Consider the following 25271-nt stretch of genomic DNA (forward strand, 5'->3'; position numbering starts at 1 on the left):
GGGCCGGCGGCATGGACGTCTTCGGCGTGCACGAGCGGCTGATCGAGGACTACTCGGCCTTCACCGCCTCACTGGTGGAGGTGCGCGACCCGAGGATCGCCGAGCATCTGGCCGAGGAGAACGGTGACAAGGTCCGCTGGCCGGACCCCTGGCTCTCCCTCAATCCCAACTTCGAGCCCGCGGGCACCGTGACCGAGCTGGTCCGGCGCGACGTCCTGCACCCCTACTGCGACCGCTTCTTCCGGGCGAAGAAGAGCGCGGACGACGAGGGCGCGCGGTCGCTCACCCTCCACGAGCACCAGCGGCAGGCCATCGACGCGGCACGGACCGGCGAGAGCTATGTCCTCACGACCGGGACGGGGTCCGGCAAGAGCCTGACCTACATCGTCCCGATCGTCGACTCCGTCCTGCGCGACCCCGCCCCCGGAAGGATCAAGGCGATCGTCGTCTACCCGATGAACGCCCTGGCCAACAGCCAGCTCCACGAGCTGGAGAAGTACCTGACCTGGGGGATGGCGGCCGACGACCGGCCGGTGACGTTCGCCCGGTACACCGGTCAGGAGGGCGAGGAGGAGCGCGACCGCATCCTGCGCCGCAAGCCGGACATCCTGCTGACCAACTACGTGATGCTGGAGTACCTCCTCACCCGTCCGGCGGAGCGCCTGCAACTGATCGGCGCCGCGCAGGGACTGCGGTTCCTCGTCCTGGACGAACTGCACACCTACCGGGGGCGCCAGGGCTCGGACGTCGCGATGCTCGTCCGGCGCCTGCGGGACGCCTGCGACGCCCCCGCGCTCCAGTGCGTCGGTACGTCGGCCACGATGGCCACCGGCGCCACGTTCGCCCAGGCGCGGGAGAAGGTCGCCGGCGTGGCGACCAGGTTGTTCGGCACGCCGGTGCGGCCGGACCGGGTGATCGGTGAGACGCTCCGCCGTGCCACCGAGGCCGAGGGGCCGGGCGCGGACGACCTTCGTGAGGGCATCGCCGCGGTTCTCGACGGTCCCGAACGGGACTACGCCGCGCTCGCCCGCGATCCGCTCGCCGGATGGATCGAGACGACCTTCGGCCTCACGACCGAGGCATCGACGAACCGCCTCGTCCGCCAACGGCCACGAAAGCTGCCGGACGCGGCCGAGGAACTCGCGCGGACAACCGGGGCGCCGCGAGACCGGTGTGCCCAGGCCATCGAGGAGGCGCTCAAGCAGGGCTCACGGGCCCGGCATCCGGTGACGGGCTGGCCGCTGTTCGCGTTCCGCCTGCACCAGTTCCTCTCCAAGGGCGACACGGTCTACGTCAGCCTGGAGCCGGAGAACGAGCGCCACATCACCAGCCAGTACCAGGTGAGCGTCCCCGGGCACCGTGAGAAGGCGCTGCTGCCGTTGGCGTTCTGCCGCGAGTGCGGGCAGGAGTACCTCGTCGTCGCCCGCACCCGGAGGTCGGACGGCGTGTTCTACACGCCCCGCCAGGACCAGGACGTCGCCGGTGGCGACGCGGCGAACGGCTACCTGTACCTCAGCTCCGACGAGCCGTGGCCGGTCCAGGATCCGATCGGCGCGGGCCGCCTGCCCGACTCCTGGTACGACACCGACGAGAGCGGCGCCCCCTACGTCCTGCCGTCGCTTCGCGATCACCTGCCGCGCGAGGTGTGGCTGGGCGTGGACGGCGCGGAGCGGCCCGAGGGCGACGGCGTCCGAGCCGCCTACTTCTCCACGCCCTTCCGCTTCTGCCTGCGCTGCCGGGTCTCCTATACCCAGACCCGCGGCCAGGACTTCGCCAAGCTCGCCTCCTACGCGGCGGAGGGCCGCAGCTCCGCCGTCTCGGTGATCAGCTCCAGCATCGTGCGCAGCCTGCGCACGCAGGAGGAGTTGAGCGACGAGGCGAAGAAGCTCCTCACGTTCGTCGACAACCGGCAGGACGCCAGCCTCCAGGCGGGGTTCCTCAACGACTTCGTGCAGGTCACCCAGGTGCGCGGGGCCCTGTACCAGGCCGCGCTCGCGGCCGGCGAGCGAGGGCTCACCCACGAGAACGTCGCGCAGGCCGTCGAGGACGCGCTCGGCCTCGGCATGAACGACTTCGCGCAGAACCCTGGGGCGAAGTTCAGCCAGAAGGAGAACATCAGGCGCGCCCTGCGGCTGGTGCTGTCGTACCGCCTCTACGCGGATCTGGAACGCGGCTGGCGGGTCACGATGCCGAACCTGGAGCAGACCGGCCTGATCCGTTTCGGCTACCTCGACCTGGAGGAGATCGCCGCCGACGAGGAGAGCTGGCAGAACGCCTACCACGTCCTCCGCGACGACGATCCGGGCCACCGGGCGACGTTGATACAGATCGTCCTGGACGAGATGCGGCGGGCCCTCGCCGTGGACATCGACGTCCTCACCCAGCAGGGGCAGGAGCGGATCGAGGGCCTGTCGGACCAGCTTCTCAAGGGCACATGGGCGCTGCCGCACGGTGAGCCGATGGTCAGGGCGCGGACGGTGTTCGCGGTCCCGTCCGGGCGCGGGGGCAGTCGCGGCAGCGTCCACTTCACCGGCCGGAGCGCCGTCGGGCGCTACCTGCGCAGACCGAAGGAGTTCCCCCACCTGCCGGACACGTTGTCCGTCGCCGACGCCCAGGAGATCATCGCCAGCCTGCTCAAGGTCCTGGAGGACTGCGGGCTGCTCACCGTCGAGACCGAGACCCGTGAGGGCGTGCGCGGCTACCGGCTCAAGGCGTCGGCGCTGGTCTGGCGCGCGGGCGACGGCATGTCGGGTGCCGCAGACCCGCTCCGCAAGGTCGTCGACCCCGAGGTCGGCGTCCGCGTCAACCGGTTCTTCCGCGACCTCTACAAGGAGACGTCGGGCAGCCTCACCGGCTTGGAGGCGCGCGAGCACACGGCCCAGGTCCGCAACGAGGACAGGATGCAGCGCGAGCAGGACTTCCGCGAGGGGAAGCTGCCGCTCCTGTACTGCTCACCGACGATGGAGCTGGGCGTCGACATCGCGACGCTCAACGCCGTCGGGATGCGCAACGTGCCGCCCACCCCGGCGAACTACGCCCAGCGGTCGGGTCGTGCCGGACGCAGCGGCCAGCCCGCCCTCGTCACGACCTACTGCTCCACGGGACGCGCGCACGACCAGTACTACTTCCGCCGCTCCGACCTGATGGTGGCGGGCAGCGTCGAACCGCCCCGGCTCGACCTGACCAACGAGGACCTGCTGCGCTCGCACGTCCACGCCATCTGGCTGGCCGAGACCGGTGTGTCCCTGCACTCCCGGATGGCGGACGTGCTGGACATCTCCGGCGAGGAGCCGTCCCTGGAGATCCATCCGCACCTGCTCGACCAGTTCGCCGACGAGACCGCCCGCCGCCGCGCGACCGATCGGGCGAGCCGTGTGCTCGCCGACCTCGCCGTCCCGGGCGCCGGGCCGCAGAGCATCGAGGACACCACCTGGTGGTACGAGGACTGGGTGCGCGACGTCGTCCGCGGAGCCGCCCACAGGTTCCACGCCGCCTGCGACCGCTGGCGGCAGCTCTACCGGGCGGCCCTGGCCGAGCAGCGCGAGCAGAACCGGCGCGTCCTCGACCACTCGACCGAGTCCAGGGCGCGGACGCAGGCGCAGCGGCGGCGCATGGACGCCGAGAACCAGATCAAGCTGCTGAAGAACGAGGACAGCGAGCAGCAGTTCAGCGACTTCTACACCTACCGCTACTTCGCGTCCGAGGGGTTCCTGCCCGGCTACTCCTTCCCCCGGCTGCCCCTGGCGGCCTACATCCCGGGGGAGCGCAGGCGCGGCACCTACATCCAGCGGCCCAGGTTCATCGCGGTCGGCGAGTTCGGGCCGGGCGCGCTGATCTACCACGAGGGCGCCCGTTACCAGGTCAGCAGCGTCCAGGTTCCGGCGGGCGCCGAGGCGGGCGAGGTCGCCACCACCGAGGCCCGCATCTGCGGGTCGTGCGGATACTGGCACTCGCGGCAGGCGGGCGTCGACCGGTGCGAGGAGTGCGACGCCGAGCTCGGCGGCGCCCTGTCCGGGATGATGCACCTCCAGACCGTGCACACCGTCCGGCGGCAGCGCATCTCCTCCGACGAGGAGGAGCGGCGCCGCGCGGGCTTCGAGTTGCAGACCGTCTACCGGTTCAGCACGCACGGCACCCGCCCGGGCCGCCTGCACGCCGAGGTCGAGGGGCCGGACGGCGCCCGGATCGCCGACCTCGTGTACGGGGACGCCGCCGCGCTCCGCGTCATCAACCGGGGCCGGCGGCGGCGCAGGGACGCGAGCGACGTCGGCTTCTGGCTCGACCCGATCCGCGGCCGCTGGCTCAGCGAGACGTCCGCGGCCGGCCTCATGCCCGAGGACGAGGGGCTCCGCCCGCTCAAGGACGCCGCCCGCGCGGTGAAGGTGGTCCCGTTCGTCGAGGACCACAAGAACATCTGCGTGATCCGGCTCGGCCGCCGGATCTCCGAGACCGAGGCGGTCACCCTGCGCTACGCGCTGGAGCGCGGCATGGAGGCCCACTTCCAACTGGAGGATTCCGAGCTCACCAGTGAGGGCCTGCCGGACGCCGACGACCGCGGCCGGATGCTGTTCGTCGAGAGCGCCGAGGGTGGCGCCGGCGCTCTGCGCCGCCTCCACGACGAGGGGGACGCGCTCGCCGAGGTCGCCAAGACGGCGCTGCGAATCATCCATGTCGAGCCCGGCACCCTGAAAGACCTCGGCTCCGCACCCGGCGCCCGCGAGCGCTGCGAACGCGGCTGCTACGACTGCCTGCTGTCCTACACCAACCAGCTCTTTCACCAGCGGATCGACCGACACTCCGTCATCGACCTCCTGGCCGAGCTGGCCGGGGCCTGGACGGGCGCGCGTTCCGACCAGCGGGGCACCGTCGAGGAACACGCGACCGGCCTCACCGACGCCTCCGGCAGCGAGTTGGAGCGCCGATTCGTCACGTTCCTCAAGCAAAGGGACTATCGTCTGCCGGACGAGGCCCAGACGCTCGTCGCCGACGCCCTGGCCCGCCCCGACTTCGTGTACCGCCTGCCCGCCGGTCCCGTGGCGGTGTTCGTCGACGGCCCGCACCACGGATACGCGGAGGTGTGGGAACGCGACGTCCAAGCGGAGGGACGGCTGCTGGACCTCGGCTGGCTGGTGGTCCGGTTCGGTTATGACGGGGAGTGGGACGAGATCGTGAGCGGGTACCCGAGCGTCTTCGGCACCGGACGGGGCAACGCCTGATGGCGGCTCCCGCGGGCACCGCCGCGCCCGTGTACTCGCCCGGAGCCCTCGTCGCCGCGCGCGGCCGGGAGTGGGTCGTCCTGCCCGAGTCCACGGACGGCTTCATCGTCGCGCGCCCCCTCAACGGCGACCGGGAGTTCACCACGGGCCTGTTCGCCGACGAGGTCGAGCCCGCGAGCTTCCCCCGCCCGTCCGCCGACCCGGGCGAGGTCGGCGACAGCGTCGCGGCCGGCCTGCTGCGCACCGCGATGCGGATCGGGTTCACCTCCGCTGCCGGGCCGTTCCGCTCGCTCGCCGCGATCGCCGTGGAACCCCGGCAGTACCAGCTCCTCCCGCTGCTGCTCGCGCTGCGCATGGACACCGTCCGGCTGCTCATCGCCGACGACGTCGGCATCGGCAAGACCATCGAGGCGGCGCTGATCGCCAAGGAGCTGATCGAGCAGGGCGAGGCGGACCGGCTGACCGTGCTGTGCTCGCCCGCGCTCGCCGAGCAGTGGCAGGCCGAGCTGCGCGACAAGTTCGCCATCGACGCCGTCCTCGTCCTGCCCTCCACGGTGACCAGGCTCCAGCGCGACCTGCGCTCGGACGAGTCGGTCTTCGAACGCCACCCCTACACGGTCGTCTCCACCGACTTCATCAAGGGCGACCAGCGCCGCGCCCAGTTCCTCCGCGCCTGCCCCGACCTGGTCATCGTGGACGAGGCGCACACTTGCGTCCCGGCGGGCGGCGCCGCGACGACGCTCCGGCAGCGCCGCTACGACCTGCTCAAAGAGATCGCCGAGGATGCCGACCGGCACCTGATCCTGGTGACCGCCACCCCGCACAGCGGCAAGGAGGAGGCGTTCCGCGACCTCATCGGCCTGCTCGACCCGGCGCTCGCCAACGTCGACCTGGAGACCGAGAAGGGCCGCGACCGCCTCGCCCGCCACTACGTCCAGCGGCGCCGCCGCGACATCCGCCGCTACCTGGACGAGGAGACCCGTTTCCCCAAGGACCGGATGCTCCTTCCCGTCCCGTACGAGCAGAGCGAAGGCCAGTCCGAGCTGATGCACAAGGTCCTCTCCTATGCCCGGGAGACCGTGCGCGATCCGGTGACCAGGGAGGTCCGGCGGCAGGTGCGCTGGTGGTCGGTGCTCGCGCTGCTGCGCTCGGTGGCGTCCTCGCCCCGCGCCGCCGCCGCGACGCTCACCGCCCGTTCCGCGGCCGACGCCGCCGAGACCGTCTCCGAAGCGGACGAGCTCGGCGCGCGGGGCGTCCTCGACATGATCGAGGACGAGGCGCTCGAAGGCGTCGACGTCGCGCCCGGCGCCGACCACGAGGAACTGTCCGCACGGGCCCGCGCCCGCATGCGCGCCATGGCGGCCGAGGCCCGCGCGCTGGAGGGTGTGGAGCACGACGCGAAGCTCCGCAAGCTGATCGACAAGGTCAAGACGCTGCTGATCGACGGCTACGACCCGATCGTGTTCTGCAAGTACATCCCCACCGCCGAGTACGTCGCCGAACACCTCGGCAAGGCCCTCGGCCGCAAGGCCGGCGTGGAGGCGGTGACGGGCACGCTCCCACCCGCCGAGCGCATCGACCGCATCGAGGAACTTACCCGGCGGTCGAAGCGCCGCGTCCTCGTCGCCACCGACTGCCTCTCCGAGGGCGTCAACCTCCAGGAGCACTTCAACGCCGTCGTCCACTACGACCTCGCCTGGAACCCGACCCGGCACGAGCAGCGGGAAGGCCGCGTCGACCGGTTCGGGCAGCGCAGCACGAACGTCCGCGCGATCACCCTGTTCGGCACCGACAACGGCATCGACGGCGTCGTCCTGCACGTCCTGCTCCTCAAGCACGCCACGATCGCGAAGCAGACCGGCGTCGCCGTGCCCGTTCCCGAGCGCAGCGAGACCGTCGTCAAGGCCCTTGTCGAGGGCCTTCTCCTGCACAGGAAGGACCCCGACCAGCTCGCCCTCAACTTCGAGGACGACCCCGCCACCAAAAAGCTCCACCGCTCTTGGGAGAGCGCCGCAGCCCGCGAATCGAAGGTGCTCACCAAGTACGCGCACTCCGGGGTCAAGGAACTGGACGAGGTGCGGCGCGAGGCCGCCGAGGCCCGCACCGCGGTCGGCCGCCACACCGACGTGGCCCGTTTCGTCCGCGAGTCGCTGTCGGCGATGGGCGGCGCCGTCCAGGTCGGCGAGCAGGGGTTCAGCGTCCAGACGCAGGGCCTCCCGATCGGTGTCCGGCACGCCCTCGGTCTCATCGGCGCCGCCGAGGAGGAGTCGAAGCCGCCACTCCTGGAGTTCGTGAACGATGTGCCCGCGCCCACCGGCAAACACGCCCTCGTCCGCACGGACCCGTCGGTCGTGGCACTCGCCCGCCATGTCGTCGACGCCGCCCTCGATCCCGAGCTGCCGGATCGGGAACGCCCCGCCCGCAGCTGCGGCGCGATCCGCACCACGGCCGTCACGTCCCGCACGACCATGCTCCTCGTCCGCTACCGCTTCCACCTGACGCTGCCGAGACCGCCCCGGCCGGACGACTCACGGCCCGAGCCGCGCACCCTCGTCGCCGAGGACGCCCGGATCCTCGCCTACAGATCGGTCCGCCCCTCTACCGGGGACACACCGGCCCCGGGGGACGCGGGCGGTCGCGAATGGCTCACCGACGACGAGGTCGCCGCGCTGCTCGGCGCGGGCCCGGACGCGAACGTGCTCCCCGAACTCGTCCAGCGGGCCGTCAAGACGTCCATCGACGAACTCGGCGACCCGCCCGCGCCCGGCGAACCCGCGCCGCCCGGCTCCGTCCAGGCGGAGTTGGACGCCCGCGCCGCCGGACTGGCTGACCGGCTGGAGGCCGCGCACCGGCGCGTCCGGTCGTCGGTCGGCGCGATCAAGCGCGGCCTGGACGTCCGGCCCCACGACCACGCCGACGTCCTCGGCGTCTACGTCTACCTGCCCGCGGGAGGCGCCCGGTGAGCGGCTCGCCCTACACCGCCGTTCACATCGAGGGCGGCCTGCTCTCCGCCGACCTGATCGAGCTGATCAGGTCCGGGACCAGGGAACTGCCGGGCAACCGCCCCGAGGACTACCATCTCGCCGCCGGGGAGCGGATCGGCGAGGCGGCCAGCCGCAAATGGGACTACCTCAAGGGCGCCTACCGCGCCTTCCGCGAACGTCTGGACGCGCTTCCGCCGACCGACTCCGCCGTCACCGAGACCCGCGAGCGCTGGCTCCTCCGCCTCTTCGACGAACTCGGCTTCGGACGCCTCACCTATGTGCGGGGCGGCATCGCGGCGGGGGAGAAGACGTACCCGGTCTCCCACCAGTGGGGGGAGCACGTCGCCGTGCACCTGCTCGGCTGGCACACCGACCTCGACCGCCGGACGAAGGCCCATGGCCAGACCGGCCGCGCCCCGCAGTCGATGCTCCAGGAATTCCTCAACGTCAGCGACGCCCACCTGTGGGGCGTCCTGTCGAACGGACGCGTCCTGCGCATCCTGCGCGACTCGTCCGCCCTCGTCGGCTCGGCGTACGTGCAGTTCGACCTGGAAACTATTTTCGACGGCGACCTGTATCCGGAGTTCGTCCAGCTTTTCGCGCTGCTGCACTCGTCCAGGTTCGAACTGCTGCCCCGCGACGACGGCGGCGATCCCACGGTCGCCGACTGCTGGCTCGAACGGTGGCGCGCCCACGGCATCGAAACCGGCAGCCGCGCCCGCGAGCAACTGCGCCTGAACGTCGAACGCGCCCTGAACGAACTCGGCACCGGCTTTCTCGAGGCCAACCAAAAACTACGCGACGACTTGGCGCACGCCCGCCTGACCCGGCAGGACTACCGCCACGAACTGCTCCGCCTCGCCTACCAGCTCATCTTCCTCTTCGTCGCGGAAGGCCGTAAGGCCCTCCTCGTCCAAGACCCGCCCGACGCCACACCTGAGCAGCGAGCCGAACTTCAGGCCGCCCGCGACCGCTATACGGACTATTTCTCCGTCGAACGCCTCCGCCGTATCTCGTCCCGCCGTCGGGGCGACCGTCACAAGGACCTGTGGCGGACGCTCGTCGTGGTCCTCGACTCCCTCGGCACGGACGACGGCCATCCCAAGCTCGCCCTGCCCGCGCTCGGCGGCCTGTTCTTCCGCGCCGGAAACCCGCTCAATGACGCCGATCTCGCCCCTGACCTGCTGCGCGGCTGCGAACTCACCAACGAACGCCTTCTTTCCGCCATCCGGCTCCTCACCACCTTCAAGGACAAGAAGGGCCGCGCCCACCGCGTCGACTACCAGCACCTCGGCGCGGAAGAACTTGGAAGCGTCTACGAGTCGCTGCTCGAACTCGAACCCCAGATCGACAACGCCGAACCCCGCTTCTGGCTGGAGAACCTGCGCGGCAATCAGCGCAAGACAACCGGCTCGTATTACACGCCCACGGCCCTCATCGACGAACTCCTCAAGACGACCCTCGACCCGATCATCGAGGAGTATGCCCAGTCGGGAAACCCAGACGACCTCCTGAAAATCACCGTCTGCGATCCGGCCTGCGGCTCCGGCCACTTCCTCGTCGCCGCCGCCCGCCGCATCGCCAAGAAGTACGCGGTCATGTGGAGCGGTGACGACGAGCCGACACCCGCTGCCGTCCGCGAAGCGATGCACAAGGTCGTCGAGCGGTGCGTCTACGGCGTGGACCTGAACCCGATGGCCGCCGAACTCGCCAAGTTCTCGCTCTGGCTCGAATCGCTGGAACCCGGTCGCCCTCTCGCCTTCCTGGACAACCACATCAAGGTCGGCAACTCCCTCCTCGGCACGACCCCCAAGCTGCTGATCCAGGGAATCCCGGACGAGGCGTTCAAGCCCATCGGCGACGACGACAAGAAAATTGCGAAGCAGTTCCGCACGGAAAACACCAAGGAACGCGGTCGGCAACTCGCCATTCAAGACGGTGGCCTTTTCGACCTGATCCAGACCCCGGAGGACACCTCCGAACTGACCCGCCAGGCCACCGCCCTCAACCGGATGCGCGTCGGCACCATCGCCGACATCCGCGAGCAGGCCCGCCGCTTCCGCGCCCTTCTCCACTCCCCGGATCTTGCCAACCGCAAGCGCATCGCCGACGCATGGTGCGCCGCGTTCGTGTTCCCCAAGCGGGAGAAGCTCCGCCCCATCACGTCCGCCACCCTCCAGATCATGGGCGGGGACGAGGAGGCCAAAAGCCTCTTCGCCCAGGCCAAGCCCACCGTGGGGATGGAAGACGAACTCGACAAGATCGTTGAGCAGTACGGCTTCTTCCACTGGCACCTGGAATTCCCGGACATCTTCCGCGTCGGCAACGACGCCACCTCCGACGCCAACCATGACACCGGCTGGCAGGGCGGCTTCACCTGCGTCCTCGGCAACCCGCCGTGGGAACGCGTGAAGCTCCAGGAACAGGAGTTCTTCGACTCCCGCAACGACAAGATCGCCAAAGCCCGCAACGCCGCCGCGCGCAAGAAGCTCATTGAGCAACTAAGGGCGAGCGAGGAATTCGCCGACCGGTCTCTCTATTCGGATTTTCAAACGGAACTCCGTAAGGCGACGGGCTGGAGTCAAATGCTCCGCTCGTCAGGCCGTTTTCCGCTGACCGGCCACGGCGACGTCAACACCTACTCGGTCTTCGCTGAGACGGCTAGGACCATTATCTGCCCCAATGGCCGAAGCGGACTTGTCCTTCCGACAGGCATCGCCACCGACGCCACGACGGCCCCCTTCTTCGGCGATCTCGTACGTAAGAGTAAGCTGATCTCCTTTCTGGAGTTCGAGAACGAAGAATTCTTGCTCAGTCGGGACGTCCATCACAGCTTCCGTTTCTGTCTTCTGAGTGTGGTGGGGCGAGCAGGCAAGGTGGATGAGGCGGACTTCTCTTTCGGAGCGAGGCGGATATCAGACATTGAGAACCGTCGATTTGCGATGCCTCCCAGAGATATTCTTCTGCTAAATCCTAATACAGGTACGGCGCCGCTATTTCGCTCGCGAAGGGACGCAAAGATAACGCTAGAAATCTACCGGCAAGTACCCGTACTCATACGAGAAAGCGGCCCGCGAAGTAACTCATGGGGATTGTCGTTCATGCGCATGTTCGACATGGCGAACGACTCAGGCTTGTTTAGTTCTCGAGCTACCCTCGAAAGGGGGTGGACATTGAGTGGAAATGTGTTCTCGTCCGGCGATGGGCAAATGCTGCCTCTTTATGAGGCCAAGATGATTCATCACTTCGATCATCGACTTGGCACTTACGACGGGCAGACGTCGGCTCAGGCGAATATGGGGACGCTGCCGCGCCTGGAATATCACCAGAAGAGAAACCCTAAGTTTAGTATAGTGCCCCGCTACTGGGTTGCCGAGGAGGAGGTAGAGAAAAGACTAGACGGTCGCTGGAATCGGGAATGGCTAATGGGCTTCAGGAAAATATGCCGTGCGACCGACGAACGCACTCTTGTCTTCTCGATCTTCCCCAAGAGTGGATTCGGTGACTCCGGGAACCTGATCTTCCCCTCAAACTCTCGTCCTTATCTCTTCTGTGGCGCTGCCTCATCATTCGTTGTGGATTATGTTCTTCGTCAGAAGATGGCCGGAACAAATCTGAATTTCTTTCAGTTCGAGCAACTGCCGTTTCATGGGCCTAAAGTCTATACATGCAAGGCAAGCTGGGATCCGACACAGGATGTCGGCGATTGGGTTTCCGCTCGTATTCTTGAGCTTGTTTATTCGTCATGGGATATGAGAGCATTTGCCGAGGATGTCAGAGATTCTGGAAATCCATTCCTTTGGAATGAGGAACGACGATTTGCCATGCGGGCCGAGCTGGATGCCGCCTATTTCCATCTCTATGGCGTTGGCCGTGAAGATGTCGGCTACATCATGGACAGCTTCGGGGCTTTCCGGCGCAACGACCCTGAGCGGTTTGCGCGGACGAAGGCGCTGATCCTGGACGTCTACGACGCGATGGCGCGAGCGATGGGGACGGAGGAACCGTACAAGTCCATCCTTGACCCGCCGCCAGGGGAAGGTCCACGCCACCCGGACATGTGATTTGGGAGGAGTTCCAAGAAATGCCAGCGGCCTCGGACAATTTATACCGTCTCAAGGCCGCCAAGTTTCGGTGGGATCAGGGGTCGTTCGCGCGGATCTTGTGGAGGAAGTTCCGCCATTCATCCCTGGTGAACTCCAGAGTGGGACCGGTGCCGTAAAACTTGGTGTCCCGGACGCCGATTGTGCCGTCGCTGGCCCGCCCAGCCTCGATGCATTCGCCGTTCGGGTTGCTACGTCGGGACTTTCGCCAGCCAGAGTAGTGCTTGGTCATGTTCCCGATCCTGTCTGGTCGGCCAGGCGGTTGGCCACCCGTTCGAGGAAGGTGATGCTGTCTTCTGGAGACAGGGCGGCTTGGCGGAGGCGATCGTACATCCCGGTATACCGCGCTACGTCGCGCCCCCGGGTGAGTACGTGATCCGTGGTGACGGTGTCTACCACCGCCAACGGCGCGTCGCCTGGCTCGGGGAACGAGTACAGGTAGAACGATGACTGCGGAAGAAGGCCCCCCGGAATGGGGGTGCTGTGCATGAGCACACGGACACGGATTCGCTCTTCTGCTGAGATCACCCCGATCACGTGTCGGAGTTGGCAGGTCATCACCTCTGGCGGGACTGCCAGTCGATGAATCACGCACTCATCCAGGACGACTTCGTAGGACGGTCCGTCCGGTCGCAGCAGTTCGCGCTGTCGCTGAGCACGAGCGTCGGCCATGCGTTCCGGCACGTAATCGAGTTTGCCCTGACACTCGTCCAGGGCAACCAGCGCCGATACGAACTCCGGAGCTTGTAGGCCGCCAGGCATACCGGTCTGGTTGTAGGCGCGGACGGTGTCGGCGCTGTACTCCAGGTCCGCGTAGAGCTTCTGACGGGGACCCATCGACATCCCGTACCGGTCCCACCAGCCCTTCTGACCAGCTTCGCGGGCGAGCTTGACGAGTCTGTCGTACTCGCTGCCGGTGACTCCGAGGATGTCGAGCATGTCCAGGAAGTCGTTGAGGTTGGGGCGGACCTGGGCATTCTCCAGGCGGGTGATCTTCGTTCGGGAGTGGAAGACGAGCTTGGCGAGGCCATCGGTCGTGAGGTCGTGGCTCTCGCGGAGTTTGCGGATCTCGGCCGCCAACCGGCGGCGTCGGACGTAGGGGCTCGGCATGACCGCCTCCCGTGGGGCATCGCCGCCTGGATCGGTGGCTAACTCTGAGTTACGGCACTAACTGGGACTGTAGCGGCCAACGGGTGGGGCGTCGCGACAAATGGGCAGGTCGGGGGAGCGTCAGAGGATTCCAGACGTGCGAATTCCGCACGTGCGTCCTTCGGACGGCTCGTTGAGTGGTCGGCGGTGTGAGTCAGTTCGTGGACTTGATGGTGAGGCGGCTGCCCAGGTAGCCGATGTAGATCTTCCCCGTGTTCTTGACGTCGTCGAGGTAGTGCATCCGGGGCGCGCTCATCCCCGCGCCACCGCCCAGGCGCACGTGGGCCCACATGTACGCCGTTCGGTCGGGGTCCACCTCGGGCGGGACGGGCAGCAACCGTTCCCGGCGCATCTTCGGGTTGTTTCTCACGGTCTCCGACTCGTCCGGGCCGATCTTGCCCGCGCTGATCGCGTGGGCGCCGGGCTCGGGGCGCTTGCACCAGTTGGCGAAGTCGCCGGTGACCCGCCCGGCCGCGCTCGCCTCCGCGTAGTCGTTCATGGCGAGCACGGCCTGCCAGGCGCACTGCGCTCAGGACGACGCGGCCGGCATGATGTCCATGCCACGTGGGTGGTCGCGGTCGCCGCTGAAGTCGATCCGCTCCAGGCCGTCGATACGCTCCAAAAGCTCCTCGAAGGAGGTGGGCAGGATTGTCTGCTCGTCGGCCGGGGCGTATGCCTCGGTACTCCGTCCGACCTCGACGAGGCGCCTTCGCAGCGCCCGCACCTGGTCCTCAAGTGACTCGGCGCGCTGGTTGACCCGGTCGAACTCGGCCGTGAGAGCGTTCAGCTCCTCGTTGCGGTGCGCGAGGAGTTCCTCGGTCCGTTCCGCCTCTGCGACCAGCTCCAGTGCCGCGTCCAGGGTGCTCTGGAGGTGGTCCCTTTCGACGCGGAAGGATTCTGTGGCCTTTTCCACGTCGACCGATGGGGCGAGTTCGGGTCTTTCCTGGGGAGACTCGTTGGCGAGCAGTGCCCTGCTGAGTCCGGTGAGCGGACGGGGGAGGCGAGCCTCCGCGCTCAGGCGGCGCGGCAGGCCCGCGAGGAGCGCCCTGGCGCGGCCCTGGTTGTCCTCAATGCGGGGCGCTGACTGGACGCGGTGGCGGAGTGCATCCTCCGCGCTCGCGGGGTCGGCGCCCGGCAGGTAGGTGCGGACGGCACCGCCCCAGACCCCATGGGAGTCGCCGACCTCGTCGTTGAACTGGTCCGTGGCGTGGGGGCCGAGCAGGTAGAGGCTCGCCAGGCCGGCGGCGTTCCGCATCGACTTGGCGATCATCGCGCGCCAGTCGTGGAAGTCGTGCCGCGAACTGGCGCTCGCGATGAGCGCGGGCGTCCGGCGGTCCGGATCGCAGATCGTCTCAATGAGCGCGTCGACGTCCGGGGGACGGACAAGGATCGGCGTCGCCCGCATGTGGGCCAGGGAGTCGCGGGCGTCGACCGCGTCGAGCAGGGCGCGGGCGAGCCGGGGGACTCCGGCCTGTGGCGCCTGTGCGGGCTCTTGTTCCTGGGACCCGTTCGCAGGGGAGCCGAGGAACTCGACGTCCAGCCAGAACCAGCTACGGGCCTGATCGCGTGCCTTTCCGAGCGCGTGCACCGTGAGCGTGGACACCCAAGCGCCGCGGTCATTCGGCTCGCGGAGCTGCCACCGCTTCGTCTGCGTGCCGTCCATCGCGTTGCGGGCGAGGACGAGCAGGGCCTGTCCCGCCGGGCCGACCTTCGGCATGCCGCGGTCGAACGCGTCCTGGTCGAGGCCCTTCTCGCCGAGCCACCCGCGCAGTTGTTGTTCCGCCGCCGGAAACGCCTCGTCGGCTCGCGGCCCCGTGTGAAAGATCGACCGGTATCGCCCCGTCACCATCGCCACATCCTTCGATCATCTGCCGCTCGCCGCGTGTTCGGGAACCGGATGTGGGAGCAGAAGCGACGGGCTACCAGGGAGACGCGGCGGGCGACCGCGGGATTTACCCGAAGAGGTCCGCACGTGCGGGAGTGCGATGTGCGACGTCGGCGTGTGCGGTTGACGCTTGTGCCGAATGCCTCTCCGGGCCATCTGAATTCTGGTTCTTCGTGTTCAGGGCGCGACCGGCTGTGACGCTTGCCTCGTGGACAAGGAGTGGCTCGACAGATCCGCAATGTCGTTCCCGACATGATCAGAGGTGGTTCCGATGTCACCGGTGATGCTCCTGGCAAGAGAGTCCGTGCCGCTGTGCTGGCGGCGAACCTTCCCCGGCGGCCCCGAGCAGGCCCGCGCGGTCCGGCGGTTCGTCGGATGCCTGCTGGCGGGCTGTCCCCACCTCGACGACGTGCTGCTCGCGGCCGACGAACTCGCCGTCAACGCGATCCGGCACACGAGGTCCGGCCTGGACGGCGGGACGTTCGCCGTCGAGGTCGCCTGGTGCGGCGACACGATCGTGATGGCGGTCGCCGACCAGGGCGGGCCGGATGAGCCCGCCCTCGTCGACGCGGACGAGTCGGCCGAGACCGGGCGCGGGCTGCGCACCGTCTCGCTCACGGCCCGGAGTTGGGGCTGGCACGGCAACCGCGACGGCCGCACGGTCACCGCCGTGTTCGCGGCGGAGGGCGCCGCGTGAGGCTGCCGGTCGGCCGGAGGCACACCGAGATCAGCCGGGGTGTGCACAGCGCGATGACGATCGCGATGCGCGCGGACGCGCACGCGATCGACGCCGTCCTCGTGGAAGGCGGACGGCTCGACCCGCGCAGCCGGAAGTTCGTCGGCCAGGCGCTCGCCTGCGGCGCCGCGATGACGCGCGTGCTCGCGGCGCACCGCCCCCGCGACGACTCCTACGGCCGCGAGATCTGCCTCGGCTGCGGCACCCCCGACTGCCAGACGCTGCGGGGCGTCGACCACGTCCTCGCCGCCTACTCGGTGCGGCCGGTGGCAGTCGACCGCGCGGAGGCATGGCGCCGCGCGGACGCCTGCCTCCGCCACGATGGTCGTCCGGTGCCGCTGGCGGTCGAGGAGTTCCCCGCCGGGTTCGTCGCCCGTCCCGTCGAGATGGCGGCCGGAGGCACCTGCCTGCTGGTCGTGGACCGCTTTACCGGTGTCCTCAGCCGCTGGCCGCTGATGCCCTTCGAGACGCTGGTCGGCAAGTACGAGCGCTACCGCGCGGGGGGCTAGGCACCCGGCAGGGCGGCCGCCAGCTCTCTCATGGATTCCTGGAAGTCCTGGCGGTCGCGGGCCCGGAACCGGGAGAAGAACCAGTTCGGGACGCGCGACTGGGCGACACGTGTGCGGTAGACCGCGTCCTGGACCTGCCGCGCCAGCGTCAGCAGGTCGCGCGTCCGGGCGGGGCCGGCCCTGCCGGTGGTCCGGGCGAGGTGCTCGTGGACGAGGCGCAGCACCCGCTCCCGTTCGTCTGCGATCATCCGCTGGCCGCGCTGGGTGTCGATGCCCAGGAGCAGCACGCCGAGGGACGGCAGGTACCAGCGCAGGACCAGCTCGGTCAGGCCGAGGTCGGCGGCCACGCCGACGAGCAGGCCCATCGCCGCCCATCCCGCGGTGGCGCCCGCCACGGTCGTGGCGTACCGGCGCCGGACGCGGGCGCCCCAGCCGAGGTTCTGGTGCTGGCAGCCGAGGACATCGAACGGCCTCGGCAGATCCGGGATCTCGTAGTAGTCGCGCAACGGCCCGTCGTCGCCACGGAACCTGCGGTTCAGCCGGCTCACCTCGTGCGCGGGCACCTCGTCCCCGGCGATGACGCGGTTCCAGGGGATCAGGAACAGCCGCACGTCGAACATCTCCTGGAGCAGCGCGGCCCTGCGCAGTTCGCCGTCCGCCCAGAAGGACGCCCCGGCCGAGTACGCCAGGGCCCAGAGCGCCCCCAGGACGCTCACCCAGGGGAGGCTGCCGGTGAACGAGGCGAGGAGGCCCAGCGCCGCCATCGCCATCGCGGCGGCCATCCGCAGGGCGTTCAGCCTCCGGACCCGGGCATGCGACACCGACATGGCGCGCAGCAGTGCGAGGAGCGCGGGATCGTTCTGACGCTCCCTGAGCGTAGGTCTCCCTTCGGGCACCGTGGCCTCCGGAGATGGATGTCCCCATGCCCATGGTCGCTCCCCAGGACACCATGGCGGGACGTACGCGAATGCGTCACGCAACACAACATGTGCTGTGGATCTCGGATATGGGTAGGGAGCGGGCTGGGTCGGCAGGTTCGGGGTGCCTCCACGCCGCCCTGCCCGGAGGCGGAGGTCGGTGCCCGCCTCGTGATCTCGCCCTGTGGAGGGCCGGTGGGAACCGCGTCGCGGACGACGGCCGACGACCTTGAGGCGAGCTTCGACCGGGCGACCGCCCGTGCGCTCCGGCGCTGGGCGCGGAGCCTCAACCGGACGGTCACCGTACCGCGTCGCCCCTGGCGAGGTGCGGGGCACTCCGGAGCCCTCCTCGCCGCCGTCATCCTCGGGTCGGCCGAGCCGGCCGCCGCGCGGCGGCCGGAGAAGCTCATCGTCAAGGTGTGCCCGCGCGCGCTGTCGGAGGAGGAGACGCGGCGGCACGAGCACGCGTGGCAGTCGCATCCCGCGTTCGCCGAACGGCACCTGGTACGCCAGCCGTACGCGCCGCACCCGATCGGCGACGGCCGCTCCCTGATGTTCCAGCGGATCGCCGGCCGCCTGGAGGAGATCGCGCCGCTCAGCCTCCTCGGTGCCGAACGGCGCCCGGTCCTGCTCCGCCGGACGACCCGGGTCGTCCTCGACGAATGGAACGGGGCCGGGCCGCTGCTGGCGTGCGCCGACGCCGACGCCTACCTGCGGGCCGAGACCTGCCACTCCGCGAACGACGACACCTGGTTGGACGAGGTCGGCCTGTCGGACAGGGACAGCGCCTGGATCTCCATGGGAACCGGTGGCGTCGCCCCCAACCCGATCCACCTGCTCGGCCCGGACTCGGTCATCGCCGGTCTCCAGATCGACTACCTTCAGGGCCACGCTCACGGAGATCTGCACCTCGCGAACGTTCTGGCGCCCGTGTCCACGGGCCGGCGGTCCCGGCTCTCCGAACTGCGGTTCATCGATCTGTCGGCCTACGCGCCGGACGCCCCGCTCACCCGTGACCCGGTCACGCTGATGCTGTCGGCCCTGCTCCCGGTCGTCGGTGCCCTGCCTGAGGACCAGGCCGAGGAACTGCTTCGGCACGTGGTCTCGCCACGGCGTGCCTTCCCGGCGCTGCTGCCCGCCGCCTACGCCGATGCCGTCTGGGCGATCTACGAACCGGGGATGGCCTTCGCCGGGTCCCTCGGCGACGAGTGGCGGGCCCAGTACCTGCTCTCGGTGACCGCCCACGCGCTGGTGCACAGTACCTACGACAACGCCGGCGCGGCCGGCCGCTGGTGGTTCGTCCGGCTCGCCGCCGGCGCCGCGTCCGCGTTCGCCGCCGCGAACGATCTCGTTCCGCCGCACTACGCGCCCGGCGTCGAACCGCCCCCGGTCGACGGTGCCGGGCGACGAGCCGGGCACGGCGCCACATCCCGGACCGGGCGCGACGACGCGCCGCCGGTGCCGGACACATTGATCATGTTGCCGCCCTACCCTGGGCCGGTGATCGAGCGGATGGAGCTGATCGAGCAGGTCATCGCGGTGTTGCGGGAGCCGGCGCGCAACGTCGTCGAGGTCGGCGCGGTCCTGGAGGGGACGGGCGGGTTCGGCAAGACGGTTCTCGCCCAGCAGGTGTGCCGTCGCGAGGAGGTCGCACAGCTCTTCCCGGACGGCGTCCTGTGGGTGGACGTCGGGGAGCAGCTCGCCGGCGCCGACCTCGCGGCCAAGATCAACGATCTGGCGGAGCTGGTGGGCGGGCACCGTCCGACGTTCGCGGTGCCGGAGGTCGCCGGCGACCACCTCGGCCGCGTCATCGGCGACCGGGCGATGCTGCTGGTCGTCGACGACGTGTGGACCGCGGCGCAGCTCCGGCCCTTCCTCTACGGTGCGCCGCGCTGCGTCCGCCTCGTCACCACCAGGAACAGGGCCGTGATCCCGCAGGAGGCCCGCGCCGTCGCGGTCGGGCAGATGGAGCCCGCCGAGGCCGCCGACCTGCTGACCACCGGCCTCCCCGGGTTGGGGGCCCGTGACCTGGAGGACCTGCTGCGGATGACCGGCCGCTGGCCGCTGCTGCTGTCGCTCGTCAACCGGGCGGTCCGGCAGGCGGTCAGGGACGGTGCCGCCGAGGCCGACGCCGCCCGCGAGGTCGTGGCGCGGTTACGGGCCGGCGGTCCGTCCGCACTCGACCTGACCAGTGCCGACGACCGCCGTTTCGCGGTGCGCGCCACGATGGAGGTCGGGCTCGCCCGCCTTCCCAGCGAGCGCCTCGACCGCCTCCTCGAACTGTCGATCTTCAGTGAGGACACCGAGATCCCCCTCCGCGTCCTCGAACCGTACTGGCACGTGACCGGCGGCCTCGACGCCGCGGAGACCGCCCACCTGTGCCGGACGTTCGCCGACCTCTCGCTGGTGTCGCTCCGCCAAGGCGCGGGCCCGTCTCCCGCGAAGGGGCGTCACCCCGCCCTCCCCGGAACGTCCTCGACCGTGCGCCTTCACGACGTGGTCCGCGCCTACCTACGTGCCCGCACCGGGCAGGAGAGGCTGGTCGCGCACAACAAGGCGTTTCTGGACGCTATGAGAACGTGGACGGAGAACAGCGCCGGCGGAGCGACCGCATGGTGGACGCTGCCGGACGACTTGGCCTACCTCTGGCGGTCCCTCCCCTACCATCTCGCGGAGGCCGGGCTGCGCGACGAACTCGCGGCGCTCGTCACCGACGTCCGCTATGTCACCGCGAAGCTTCGGCTGCTCGGACCGGTGCCGGTGGAGGCGGACCTCGCCCTCGGTGCCGGCCCGGTCGCGCGGGAACTGCTGTGGGGGTTGCAGCGCTCCTCGCACCTCCTCGCCGCCACCGACCCGCCGCACGCCGTGGGCGACATCCTCCTCAGCAGGCTCGGCCGGATCGCGGGGCTCGGAGCGGAGCCTCCTCCGGGTCGGCGGATCGAGGCGGTGTGGCCGCCGCCCGACCTTCCCCATCCCGCGCTCCGCCGTATCATTCACGGCCACACCGCGCCGCTCGGCGCGTGCGCGCTGAGCCTGGACGGAGAGCGGCTCGTCACCGCCGGCGACGACGCCGTCCGTGTCTGGGACATGGTGACGGGGCGGCTCCTGCACGTCCTCGACGGGCACGCCGGGCCGGTCCTGTCTTGCGCGATCGCCCCGGACGGCACGTGGGCCGCGACGACCGGCGACGACGGCACCGTCCGGCTGTGGGACCTCACCACCGGGACCGAGCGCGCCGTCCTGGCCGGCCACCGGGGGGTCGTCCGGCGGTGCGCCGTCAGCCCCGACGGCACCTGGCTCGCGAGCGCCGGCGACGACCATCTCGTGCGGCTGTGGGACGCCGCGACCGGCGGCGAGCGACTCAGGCTCGCGGGCCACACCGGCGCCGTCCGCGGCTGCGCCATCGGCGGCGACGGACGGACGGTGGTCAGCGCCGGCGGTGACGGTACGGTCCGCGTGTGGGACGCCGAAAACGGCCGCTCCCTCGCCGTCGTCGGCGCGCACGCGGGCGCCGTCCGGTCCTGTGCCGCCAGCCGGGACGGCACCTGGGCCGCCAGTTCCGGGGGAGACGGCGTCCTGCGGCGCAGCCCGATCCGGCCGGGCGGCCCCGAGCTCACCATGACGGGCCACCGCGGGTCGGTGCGCTGCTGCGCGATCAGCCCTGATGACACCCTCATCGTCAGCGGCGGTGGCGACGGCACGGTCCGGCTCTGGGACGCCGCCACCGGCCGCGCGCTGGCCGTCCTGACCGGACACGACGCGGCCGTCCGCGGCTGCGCCGTCAGCGAGGACGGCGCGTGGCTCGTCACCGTCGGAGAGGATCGCACGATCCGCACCTGGGACGTCCGCCGCGCCCTCGACGCGCCGGCCCCCGAGCAGCCGAGGCGCGCCGTCGTCCGCGCCTGCGCCGCGTTCCCGGCGCAGGACCGGCTGGTCACCGGGAGCACCGACGGCGGCGTCCGGCTCTGGGACGTGAACGACGGGCGGCTCCTGCGCGCCCTCTCGGGACATGACTCGACCGTCCGGTGCTGCGCGGTGAGCCGCGACGGCGCGCGCGTCGCAACCGGCGGCGACGACCGGCTGATCCGGTTGTGGGCGCCCGCGACCGGCACGGCGTTGGGGATCCTCAGCGGGCACGGCGCGGCCGTCCGTGACTGCGCCTTCGGTCCCGACGGGTCATGGCTCGTCAGCGTCGCCTCGGACGGGGTGATCCGGGTCTGGAAGGTCGCCTCCGGGCACCTCCTGCGCGAGTTCGGCCACCCGGGTGTGGCGATCTGGTCGTGCGCCCTCTCGCCGGACGGCGACTGGCTCGCGACCGTCGGGGACGACTCGCTGCTGCGCCTGTGGGATCCGTCGTCCGGCGTCCCGCGCGCGGAACTTCCCGGGCACCGCGGGACGACGCTGGCGTGCGCGGCCGGGCCCGACGGGACCTGGGTGGCCACCGGCGGCAACGACCACCGCGTCCGGTTCTGGGATGTGGCCGCCCGCCGGGAGCGGGCCGTGCTGGAAGGACACGAGGCGTGGCTCAACGCCTGCTGTGTCAGTCCCGGCGGCGGCTGGGCCGCGAGCGCGGGCTACGACCCGTCCATCCGTGTGTGGGACGTCGAGCAGGAGGCCGGCCTTCGCGAACTGACCGGGCATTCCGGAGTGATCTGGGCGCTTGCGTCCGGTGGCACCGACGACTGGCTCGCGAGCGCCGCCGGCGACGAGACGATCCGGATCTGGGACGTGGCCACCGGCCGGACCCGGACGGTCATCGATGTCAACGCGGCGGCCGTCCGTGACTGCGCGGTGTCCCCGGACGGCCGGTGGGCTGTCTGCGTCGGAGGAGGCGGTCGTGCGTACCGGCTGGATCTCGGCAGCGGAGAACGTGTCGATCTGCCACCCGGCGGTCCCGTCGCCTACAACGCCTGCGCGATCAGTCCTGACGGGCGGGGCGTGGCCATCGCCGGTGAGGACGGCCGCGTCGTGGTCCACGATCCGTCCACCGGCGCGGCCCGCCTCGTCCTGCGGCATCCCGGGGCGGTCCTGTCCTGTGCCTTCGCCCCGGACGGCTCGTGGCTCGCCACGTCCGGCGGCGACGGCTCCACGGTCCTCTGGAGCCTGCCGGGAGGGCGGGAGCGCGCACGGTTGACGGGCCACCACGGCTGGGTGCGTTCGTGCGCAATCGCCCCGGACGGCACCTGGCTCGCGACCGCAGCCGACGACGGGACCGTCCGCGTATGGGACGTGCGCGGCGCGACGTCGCGACTGACCCTTCGCCATGACGGGGTCCGCTCCTGTGCCGTCGCTCCGGGAGGGGACTGGATCGCCAGCGCCGGGGACGGCGCGACACGCCTCTGGGATCCGTCCGCGGGGAACCTGCTTCGCGAGCTCCCGGCGTCCGGGAGCGTCCTGGCCTGCCCTGTGAGCGACGACGGCCGTCTGCTCGCCGCCGTCGTCGCGGACGGCTCGATCGACGTGTGGGACGCCGACCATCGGAGGGTCACCGCCATGAGGACGGAGCGTCCGTTGCGAGGGGCCGCGTGGATACCAAGGTCGCACGAGTTGTGCGCGATAGGGGACGCCGGTGTCTATCGATACAAAATTACGACATAGTAATTCGAAATAGTAGAAAACGCTAGATGACTGGAATGTCATGGGGGTATCTGACAGCCTCGATCACGTGACCAGTCGAGCCGAGACCACCGCGGACATGGCCTTCGTCGCCGTGCGACTCCTGACGGACCTCCCCCCGCATGCGCCCGCCGCGGGCGTTGCCTACGGTGACCTGCGCACCCGGCTCTTCGAGGCGATTCCCGACCTCGCGTCGCGCTGGAGGGAAATGGTAGGGGACGGCTGGGAGGACGTCTCGTATACCGAGTTGCAGTGGGCGAGCATCAGTCTGGTGAAGGCCGGGTGGCTGGGCAAGCGTGGCCGGAAATGGTATCCGACCGGGCTGGGGCGTGCCGCTCTCGCCGAGTTCCCCGATGCCACGGCGTTCTTCGCCGAAGCGAACCGGGCCTACGGGTACTGGGATCGCAACAAGGCCCGCTTCCAGACCGCGACTAGTTACGCGGAGGCGCTGCCGGAAGGCCGGTGGGCCTCGATCGCGGACATCGCGTCGGAGACGGGCATCACGACGGCCGCGCTCGTCCGCGTGCTTCTGGGAACCCGCCCAGAGGGGTGGTACAGGCTGCTCGCCGCCGATGGGTCCCTTCCGCGCGAGGCACATCTCACCGGGCCCGAACGAGCGGAGTGGCTCGCCCTGCTGGAAGAGGAGGGGGTTCCCTCCCCGGACGGGCGGGCTGATCCGCAGCGCCGCATGGTGCCTTCCGACCTGCAATTGAAGGTCGCCTCCGGCGATGAGGCGCGGGCGCGGCGCGCCTGGCTCGTCCGTGCCTCCAACGTTCCCAGCGGCGACCTGATCACGGACGTGTGGCTCCCCGAGAAGGTGTGCTCCCTGTCCGCGGCTCGGTTGAGCGACCTGCCGCCCGGTGCCTCGCGGCAGCGGGTCGCCGAGACGGTACGGGAGGACTACTCCGGAACCGGCACCAAGGACCAGGAGCGGCTCGTCGGGGAGTTCCACGCCTTCCTCTCCCGCATGGGGGAGAACGACATCGTCGTCACCAACGACGGCAGCAAGGTCTATCTGGGAGTGATCGCCGGCGGCCCGTCCTTCGTCAGCAGCGTGGGCAACCGCGCGAACCTCCAGCGGGCCGTGCGGTGGCGCAACCCGGATCGGCCGATCGACTACGACGACCTTCCCGACGACTTCTCCGCGCTGGTGAGCAACCCCGACGCGGAGATCGTCGAACTCACCTCCTCGCTCTCGGAACTGGAGAAGCTGCTGGGAGAGCCCGTCGAGGTCGTCGAGCAGCCGATGCGGCTGCCCGACGCCACCGACGAACTCGCGCGAGACTTGCTGGTCGACCGCGAGTGGTTGCAGGAGTGCGTCGAACAGCTCCGCGAACGTCCCCAGCTCATCTTCTACGGACCTCCCGGCACCGGGAAGACGTACCTGGCGCGCCACCTCGCCCGGCACCTGACCTCGGGACGGCCGGAGGGCGTCCAGCTCGTCCAGTTCCATCCCGCCTACTCCTACGAGGACTTCTTCGAGGGCTACCGTCCCAAGCAGGCCGAGGACGGCACGATCTCGTTCGACCTCGTGCGCGGGCCGTTCCGCAGGCTGGTCAGCGCCGCCCTCGCCCACCCGGGGCGTCCCTATGTCCTGATCATCGACGAGATCAACCGCGGCAACCTCGCGAAGATCTTCGGTGAGCTGTACTTCCTGCTGGAGTACCGCGACGAGCCGGTCAACCTGCTGTACGCCCCGGAGGAGGACCGCGGTTTCACGCTGCCGCGCAACGTCCTCATCATCGGCACGATGAACACCGCCGACCGCTCCATCGCCCTCATCGACACGGCCATGCGGCGGCGCTTCTGGTTCACCGAGCTCCATCCCGACGAGCCGCCGACCCGCGACATGCTCGCCGAATGGCTCAGGAAGAAGGAGCTCACCGACGAGCCCGCGCGGCTGCTCGCCGAGCTCAACCGTCGCATCGAGGACCGTGACTTCAAGATCGGCCCGTCCTACCTGATGCGTGAGAGCGCCGCCACCGAGGTTGGCCTGGCACGCGTCTGGCGAACCCAGATCCTGCCGCTGCTGGCGGAGCACCACTACGGCGACGGTACCGACGTCGAGGCGAAGTATGGTCTCGACGCGCTGCGAAGGCGGCTCACGTGACCGTCGTCCACCTCCGTGAGAACGGACCCTGGACCGAGCACGAGCT

General features: G+C 69.9%; 12 protein-coding genes. 7 read left to right on the plus strand and 5 right to left on the minus strand.

What is annotated here, in order from left to right; translation table 11 throughout:
- Positions 1-11: 11 nt before the first annotated feature.
- From K2F47_RS22860 to K2F47_RS22870, 3 genes are read left to right on the plus strand one after another with little or no spacing between them, the layout of a single operon-like run.
- Positions 12-5216 (plus strand): DEAD/DEAH box helicase, encoded by a 5205-nt coding sequence (locus K2F47_RS22860; protein ID WP_242906941.1) that lies wholly within the window; start codon positions 12-14, stop codon positions 5214-5216.
- Positions 5216-8179, plus strand: coding sequence for a DUF8741 domain-containing protein (locus K2F47_RS22865; protein ID WP_242906942.1), 2964 nt, complete (start codon positions 5216-5218; stop codon positions 8177-8179). The genes K2F47_RS22860 and K2F47_RS22865 overlap by 1 nt, the downstream gene beginning before the upstream one ends.
- A complete protein-coding gene (locus tag K2F47_RS22870) occupies positions 8176-12264 on the plus strand; it encodes an Eco57I restriction-modification methylase domain-containing protein (protein WP_242906943.1) in 4089 nt (1362 codons plus the stop codon). The genes K2F47_RS22865 and K2F47_RS22870 overlap by 4 nt, the downstream gene beginning before the upstream one ends.
- A 76-nt stretch (positions 12265-12340) precedes the next feature.
- Here the strand turns inward: K2F47_RS22870 and K2F47_RS22875 are convergent, their stop codons facing one another.
- From K2F47_RS22875 to K2F47_RS22890, 4 genes are all read right to left on the minus strand, one after another.
- A complete protein-coding gene (locus tag K2F47_RS22875) occupies positions 12341-12535 on the minus strand; it encodes a DUF397 domain-containing protein (protein WP_242906944.1) in 195 nt (64 codons plus the stop codon).
- Positions 12532-13413: a helix-turn-helix domain-containing protein gene (locus K2F47_RS22880; protein WP_242906945.1), complete on the minus strand. Its 882-nt coding sequence runs from the start codon at positions 13411-13413 to the stop codon at positions 12532-12534. The genes K2F47_RS22875 and K2F47_RS22880 overlap by 4 nt, the downstream gene beginning before the upstream one ends.
- A 193-nt stretch (positions 13414-13606) precedes the next feature.
- Positions 13607-13951, minus strand: a complete 345-nt coding sequence (locus K2F47_RS22885) for a hypothetical protein (RefSeq protein WP_242906946.1) — start codon at positions 13949-13951, stop codon at positions 13607-13609.
- A 30-nt stretch (positions 13952-13981) separates the two neighbouring features.
- Complete coding sequence (locus K2F47_RS22890) at positions 13982-15301, minus strand: hypothetical protein (RefSeq protein WP_242906947.1); 1320 nt, start codon at positions 15299-15301, stop codon at positions 13982-13984.
- Between the two features lie 307 nt (positions 15302-15608).
- Between K2F47_RS22890 and K2F47_RS22895 the strand changes: the two genes are divergently transcribed.
- Together K2F47_RS22895 and K2F47_RS22900 are read left to right on the plus strand one after the other, a co-directional pair.
- Positions 15609-16034, plus strand: coding sequence for an ATP-binding protein (locus K2F47_RS22895; protein WP_242906948.1), 426 nt, complete (start codon positions 15609-15611; stop codon positions 16032-16034).
- Positions 16031-16582, plus strand: coding sequence for an SUKH-4 family immunity protein (locus K2F47_RS22900; protein WP_242906949.1), 552 nt, complete (start codon positions 16031-16033; stop codon positions 16580-16582). Before K2F47_RS22895 ends, K2F47_RS22900 begins: the two co-directional genes overlap by 4 nt.
- On the opposite strand, the gene K2F47_RS41465 is transcribed toward K2F47_RS22900, so the two are convergent.
- Positions 16579-17478, minus strand: coding sequence for an S-4TM family putative pore-forming effector (locus K2F47_RS41465; protein ID WP_242906951.1), 900 nt, complete (start codon positions 17476-17478; stop codon positions 16579-16581). The two genes, K2F47_RS22900 and K2F47_RS41465, sit on opposite strands and share 4 nt — an antisense overlap.
- 216 nt (positions 17479-17694) lie before the next feature.
- Between K2F47_RS41465 and K2F47_RS22910 the strand changes: the two genes are divergently transcribed.
- Together K2F47_RS22910 and K2F47_RS41470 are read left to right on the plus strand one after the other, a co-directional pair.
- On the plus strand, positions 17695-23097 hold the full coding sequence (locus K2F47_RS22910) for an NB-ARC domain-containing protein (RefSeq protein ID WP_242906953.1): 5403 nt from the start codon (positions 17695-17697) through the stop codon (positions 23095-23097).
- Positions 23098-23164: 67 nt separating this feature from the next.
- On the plus strand, positions 23165-25225 hold the full coding sequence (locus K2F47_RS41470; RefSeq protein WP_242906955.1) for an AAA family ATPase: 2061 nt from the start codon (positions 23165-23167) through the stop codon (positions 25223-25225).
- The last annotated feature ends 46 nt before the right edge of the window (positions 25226-25271 follow it).

The sequence above is a fragment of the Actinomadura terrae genome (genome assembly GCF_022751215.1).
GTDB classification, from domain to species: domain Bacteria; phylum Actinomycetota; class Actinomycetes; order Streptosporangiales; family Streptosporangiaceae; genus Spirillospora; species Spirillospora terrae.